6 protein-coding genes are annotated in these 4,881 nt (G+C 71.0%); 2 read left to right on the top strand and 4 right to left on the bottom strand.

All coding sequences use genetic code 11. The annotated features are described in order from the left end of the window. Window positions 1–138: 138 nt before the first annotated feature. On the top strand, window positions 139–603 hold the full coding sequence (locus tag QH283_RS21365) for a winged helix-turn-helix transcriptional regulator (RefSeq protein ID WP_280504755.1): 465 nt from the start codon (window positions 139–141) through the stop codon (window positions 601–603). 44 nt (window positions 604–647) lie between these two features. Here the strand turns inward: QH283_RS21365 and QH283_RS21360 are convergent, their stop codons facing one another. Further along, a complete protein-coding gene (locus QH283_RS21360) occupies window positions 648–1,340 on the bottom strand; it encodes a nitroreductase (RefSeq protein ID WP_280504754.1) in 693 nt (230 codons plus the stop codon). A 132-nt stretch (window positions 1,341–1,472) separates the two neighbouring features. Here QH283_RS21360 and QH283_RS21355 point away from each other — a divergent pair, with 132 nt between their 5' ends. Beyond that, entirely contained in the window at window positions 1,473–3,218 is a 1,746-nt protein-coding gene (locus QH283_RS21355; protein WP_280504753.1) for an Eco57I restriction-modification methylase domain-containing protein, read from the top strand. Here QH283_RS21355 and QH283_RS21350 read toward each other — a convergent pair. The 3 genes from QH283_RS21350 to QH283_RS21340 form a co-directional block, all read right to left on the bottom strand. Continuing rightward, window positions 3,173–3,862: a TetR/AcrR family transcriptional regulator gene (locus QH283_RS21350; RefSeq protein WP_280504752.1), complete on the bottom strand. Its 690-nt coding sequence runs from the start codon at window positions 3,860–3,862 to the stop codon at window positions 3,173–3,175. The genes QH283_RS21355 and QH283_RS21350 overlap by 46 nt on opposite strands. Before the next feature lie 112 nt (window positions 3,863–3,974). Next, the gene (locus QH283_RS21345) at window positions 3,975–4,139 is read right to left on the bottom strand and encodes a hypothetical protein (RefSeq protein WP_280504751.1); all 165 of its coding nucleotides are present in this window, start codon (window positions 4,137–4,139) and stop codon (window positions 3,975–3,977) included. A gap of 164 nt (window positions 4,140–4,303) precedes the next feature. Further along, complete coding sequence (locus QH283_RS21340; protein ID WP_280504750.1) at window positions 4,304–4,819, bottom strand: gamma carbonic anhydrase family protein; 516 nt, start codon at window positions 4,817–4,819, stop codon at window positions 4,304–4,306. Window positions 4,820–4,881: the final 62 nt, after the last annotated feature.

Here is a 4,881-nt window from a genome sequence, read left to right as displayed (position 1 = left end):
GACGCGGCGCCACGCTCAGATCAGGGCTGTGAACTGAGCCGAAGCGGATCGCACGGCGACGAACGGCCCCGGAACTCCTTCCGGGGCCGTTCGCTTTTCCGTGGTCGCCCCGGGCCGGGAGCTGGGTAGCATCGGGGAATGCGCTACGAGGATCTCGCCGACGAGCCGTGTTCGATCACGCGCCCGCTGGTCGTCCTCGGTGATCGCTGGACGCTGGTCATCCTGAAGTTCGCCTTCGCGGGCGTGCGCCGGTTCAACGCCTTCCAGAGTGCGCTCGGCATCTCGCGCGGGCGCCTGCAGGATCGGCTGGATCGGCTGGTCGAGCACGGCATCCTGGTCAAGCAGAGGATCGACGGCGGGGCCTACGAGGAGTACCGGCTGACCCAGAAGGGTCACGACATCTATCCGATCCTCATGGCGATCCGGGCCTGGGGCGATACCTATATGGCGCCGGACGGCCCGCCCGTGCACTACCGGCACCGCGACTGCGCGGGCGAGGCCCGCATCCGGCTGGAGTGCGAGGAGTGCGGGGAGCCGGTCACCGCCCGCGACGTCGTGCCCGAGCTGGGGCCCGGCATCCTGCGGGAGCGGCCCGCGGGCTGATCCGCGACCACACGCGGTGCTCGCGGGCCCCGGGTGGACGGTGCTCAGTCGACGAAGGTGACGGCCTCGTCGAGGTCTCCGCGGTGGGTGCGGAAGGAGTTCACCGGGTGCTCGTCGTCGGCGTAGCCGAAGCTGATGCCCGCGACGACCTGCCGGTGCTCGGGGATGCCGAAGTGCTCGTGCAGGAACGGCGAGTATCCCGCCAGGGCCGCCTGCGGAGCCGCGCCGAGGCCGAGGCTCTGGGCGGCCAGCAGGAAGGTGCTGATGTAGAGGCCGCAGTCGACCGCGCCGTAGACGCCGAGTTCGGCCTCGGTGGTGATGATGGCGACGTGCGGGGCGTCGAACAGTTCGAAGTTGCGCATCATCTGGCGCATCGAGCCCGCGTTGTCGCCCCGCTCGATGCCGACGGCGGAGTACAACTGCTTGCCGCACTCACGCCGGCGCTCCTTGTAGACCCCGTTGTAGGTGGTGGGGAAGGGCAGGTCGGGGGCGGGCGCGGCGGTCTGGATGTGGCCGAGCAGCTCCTTGCGGAAACGCTCGGTGGCCGCGGGTTCGGTGACCACGGCGTGCCAGGGCTGGGTGTTGCACCACGAGGGGGTGCGCTGGGCCATCCGCAGCAACGTCTCGATCGTCTCGCGCGGCACCGGGTCGGGGCGGAACTGCCTGCAGGTGTACCGCTGGTCGAGAATCCGGGACAGCGCCGTCTGCTCGGCGGTCGGCGTACTGGTCGGGGCCATGGGAACCCGCTTCCTCGAGTGGTCCTATTTCGAGACCGATGCTAGCCGGTGCGCGCCCTCCTGGGAACACGCGCGACGCGCCCGGCCGCGCGGCACACCCGTTCCGCCGGCGGTGCGGGGCAGAATCGGCGCATGGGCGCCCCGGCCCGCGACACGGGCGAGCGGAAACGGCACGGCAGGCACTACACGCCGCCCGAGCTCGCCGACTTCCTCGCCCGCCGCGTGCTGGCCCATCTGCCCGAATCCGGTCGTCCCGTGCTCCGCGTGCTCGATCCGGCCTGCGGCGACGGTGAACTGCTGCTCGCCCTGCACCGCGCCGCCGCCCGTGCGCGATCGCACGTGCGGCTCGCCGCCACCGGTTACGACCTCGATCCCGGCGCGCTCGACCGGGCCCGTGCCCGCGCCGCGGCCGAGGGCATCGAGGTGCGCTGGCATCGCGGCGATTTCCTCGCCTCGGCCGCCGCGCACGAGCGGCGTTTCGACGCGATCATCACCAATCCGCCCTACGTCCGCGTCCAGCAACTGGGCGCCGAGACCGCCCGGCTGCTCAGCCGCGAGTTCGGGCTGCGCGGGCGCATCGACCTCACACACCCCTTCGTCGCGCTCGCACCACGGCTGCTGCGGCCGGGCGGCGTGCTCGGACTGCTGTGCGCCAACCGGTTCCTGAGCACGAGGGCGGGCGCCAACATCCGCGCGGTGCTGCTGCGCGAGCTGCCACCCGCGGAGATCTACGACCTCGGCGACACCAAACTCTTCACCGCCGCGGTGCTGCCCGCGGTCACCATCGCCGTCCGCGGTGGCGCCCGCGCGCCGTGCAGGCACGTCTCCGCCTACGAGGCCCCCGATCGCGAGCCGACCAGCGCCGCCGACCTGTTCGATGCCCTGCTCGCCGACCGGTCGTCGCTGGTCGCGCGGAACGGCCACACCTACGCAGTGGAAGTCGGCACACTCGCGGTCGGGCTGCCGTCGCTGGATCTGCCGCATCCGTCGGTTCCCTCGCGGGACCGGCCGGGGGAACGGATGTCCGATCCCGTGCGGGGAGCCGAGGCGGCCTGGCGGGTCTCGCATCCGGCGCGGGAGGCCTGGCTCGCCGCCATCGCGGACCGGACCTGGCGCAGTGTGGGGGAGATCGCCCCGGTGCGGGTGGGCATCAAGACCAACGCCGACCGGGTGTTCATCGCCGAGGACTGGGAGCGGCGCTCGCCGTGCCCGGAACCGGAGTTGTTGCGCCCGCTGCTCACCCACCGCGACCTGCGGCCCTGGCGGGTGCGGCGCGCGGCCGACACCAGGGTGCTCTACCCCTACGACGCCGCGCACTCCCGCCGCGTGCCGATCGACCTGCGCGAATTCCCCGCCACCGCCGCCTATCTGCGCGCCCACCGCGAGATCCTGGCGGCCCGGACCTATCTCACCGACAGCGGCAGGAAGTGGTTCGAGATCTGGGTGCCGCAGCGGCCGGACCGGTGGCCGAAGCCCAAGATCGTCTTCCCGGACATCAGCGACCGGGCGCGCTTCGCGCTCGACCGCTCCGGCGCGGTGGTCAACGGCGACTGCTATTGGATCTCGCTGGCCGACCTGACCGGCCCCGCCTGCGCCGGCCACCCGCCCGAGCAGCTGGCGCATCTGGTGATGGCGGTGGCGAACTCCGCGTTCGGGGTCCGTTTCTACGACGCGGTCTGCGGCAACCGGCTGTACTCGGGCAGGCGGCGCTGGATCACCCAGTACGTCTCCCGGCTGCCGCTGCCCGATCCCGGCGGCGACCCGGCGCGCCGGATCGCCGCGTTGGCCGCCGAGCTGGCCGACGGCGACCGGCCGGTCGACGCGGCGGCGGGTCAGTTGCTGGACGAACTGGTGGAGGCGGCTTTCGGGGTGGGCTGATCCGCGCCGTTCGCGGCGGACGCGGCCTGCCTGTGTGGCTGTACGCCGACCATCGGCAGCAGCGTGCGCCGGGCGAATTCGCGGCCGGCCTCGGGGTCGGACAGCGGGATCAGCCCGTCCGGGGTGAGTGCCAGCGACTGGGCCAGCCTGGCCATCACCTCGGCGACCAGGTCGGCGTCGAAATCGGCGTCGTCGGGACGCAGTTCCCGCAGCTTCTCGGCCAGGTAGACGCGGCCGACGGTCAGGACGGGGCCCGCGTCGGTGGTGAGCCTGGGCAGGATCAGCTCGGGTTCGGTGCGCAGCAGCCTGCGCAGCAGTTCGTTGCCCGCGATGGCGCTGATGAAGGCGACGAAGATCTCTACCAGCCGGTCCTCACCGTCGTCGACGGTCTGGACCCGCTTGTCGATGTATTCGACGAAGCGCTGCGCCTCGCGGACGCTGACCGCCTCGACGAGATCGTTCTTCGATTCGAACCGCCGGTAGAGGGTGGCGGGACTGATACCCGCACGCCGGGCGATCTCGCCCATGCTGGTGCGTTTGATGCCGAAATCCATGAATGCGGAGAGCGCGCTCTCGAGCAACTTCTCACCGTCGGTGACGGGCTTGTCGAGAATGCGCTGAAGCATGGGTGGTACGGCAGGCATTCGGAATCTCCAGTCCTTCGGCGCGGCCGTGGCCGGGCGCGGTGGCGCAACGCTGCGGGTGATGGAGGCTCATTATTTCATCTGCGCGCCGTACGCGGACAGGTCCGGTCCGTCAGCCGCGTGGGAGATCCAGATCCGCCATTTCCCGTTCGATGGCATTCGCGGCGAAATCCACACCCCGGGCCCGTAATTCGTGGACCCGGCGGTGCAGCGCCTCGATTCCCCCCGGTTGGGCCGCGATATCGGCCACACTGATCCGCTTCTGGGAACGGTGCATACTCGAATCCTGGTACGACACCGGAACCTCCTCCCCGTCAACGCATCATGCGCGCCACGCCGGACGTTCGTCACGTCGGGAAATGGCGCGCATGCAGGACAAATGGTATCAGCGGGCGGAGTCGGCGAATCGGCGACTGTGCCGTGAATCACAGTGTCCGTAGGTCACAGTATGGTGGCCTTGCGATGCGTTCCGGTGTTGTGCACGTACACCGCCGCGTTGAGCCGGATTCCGTCCTTGGCCGCCTCGTCGAGCTCGCGACGGACCTTGCCCGGCACCCCGGCGACCAGCGATCCCGGCGGGATCTGCGCGCCCTCGGGGACGAGCGCGTTGGCCGCGATCAGGCTGCCCTCGCCGATCACCGCGCCGTTGAGCACAGTGGCTCCCATCCCGACGAGCACGTCGTCGCCGATCGTGCAGCCGTGCAGGATCGCGTTGTGGCCCACCGACACCCCGCTGCCGATGGTCAGGGGGAAGCCGGGATCGGCGTGCAGCACGCAGCCGTCCTGGATGTTGGTGCGCGCCCCGACGGTGATCTGCTCCAGGTCGCCGCGCAGGACCGCGCTGTACCAGATGCTCACCTCCGCGGCCAGGCGCACCCGGCCGATCACCGTGGCGTTCGGCGCCAGCCAGGCGCCCTCGTCGATTTCCGGCGCGAAACCGCCGACCTCAATCCTCATGGGTCGAACGTAACCCCATCCGGCTCGCGCGGGACGCCCGGCTCGGTGATCACCCCCCGGCA

This window comes from Nocardia farcinica (assembly GCF_029867845.1).
Taxonomy (GTDB): Bacteria; Actinomycetota; Actinomycetes; order Mycobacteriales; family Mycobacteriaceae; genus Nocardia; species Nocardia farcinica_A.
The sequence above is the reverse complement of the archived record's forward strand: the minus strand, read 5'-3'. Positions and strand labels throughout refer to the sequence as shown.

What these genes read in the sequence shown, in the direction of transcription:
- QH283_RS21365 (WP_280504755.1), top strand. Translation starts at nt 139, where the DNA reads ATGCGCTACGAGGATCTCGCCGACGAGCCGTGTTCGATCACGCGCCCG.
- QH283_RS21360 (WP_280504754.1), bottom strand. Translation starts at nt 1,340, where the DNA reads ATGGCCCCGACCAGTACGCCGACCGCCGAGCAGACGGCGCTGTCCCGG.
- QH283_RS21355 (WP_280504753.1), top strand. Translation starts at nt 1,473, where the DNA reads ATGGGCGCCCCGGCCCGCGACACGGGCGAGCGGAAACGGCACGGCAGG.
- QH283_RS21350 (WP_280504752.1), bottom strand. Translation starts at nt 3,862, where the DNA reads ATGCCTGCCGTACCACCCATGCTTCAGCGCATTCTCGACAAGCCCGTC.
- QH283_RS21345 (WP_280504751.1), bottom strand. Translation starts at nt 4,139, where the DNA reads ATGCACCGTTCCCAGAAGCGGATCAGTGTGGCCGATATCGCGGCCCAA.
- QH283_RS21340 (WP_280504750.1), bottom strand. Translation starts at nt 4,819, where the DNA reads ATGAGGATTGAGGTCGGCGGTTTCGCGCCGGAAATCGACGAGGGCGCC.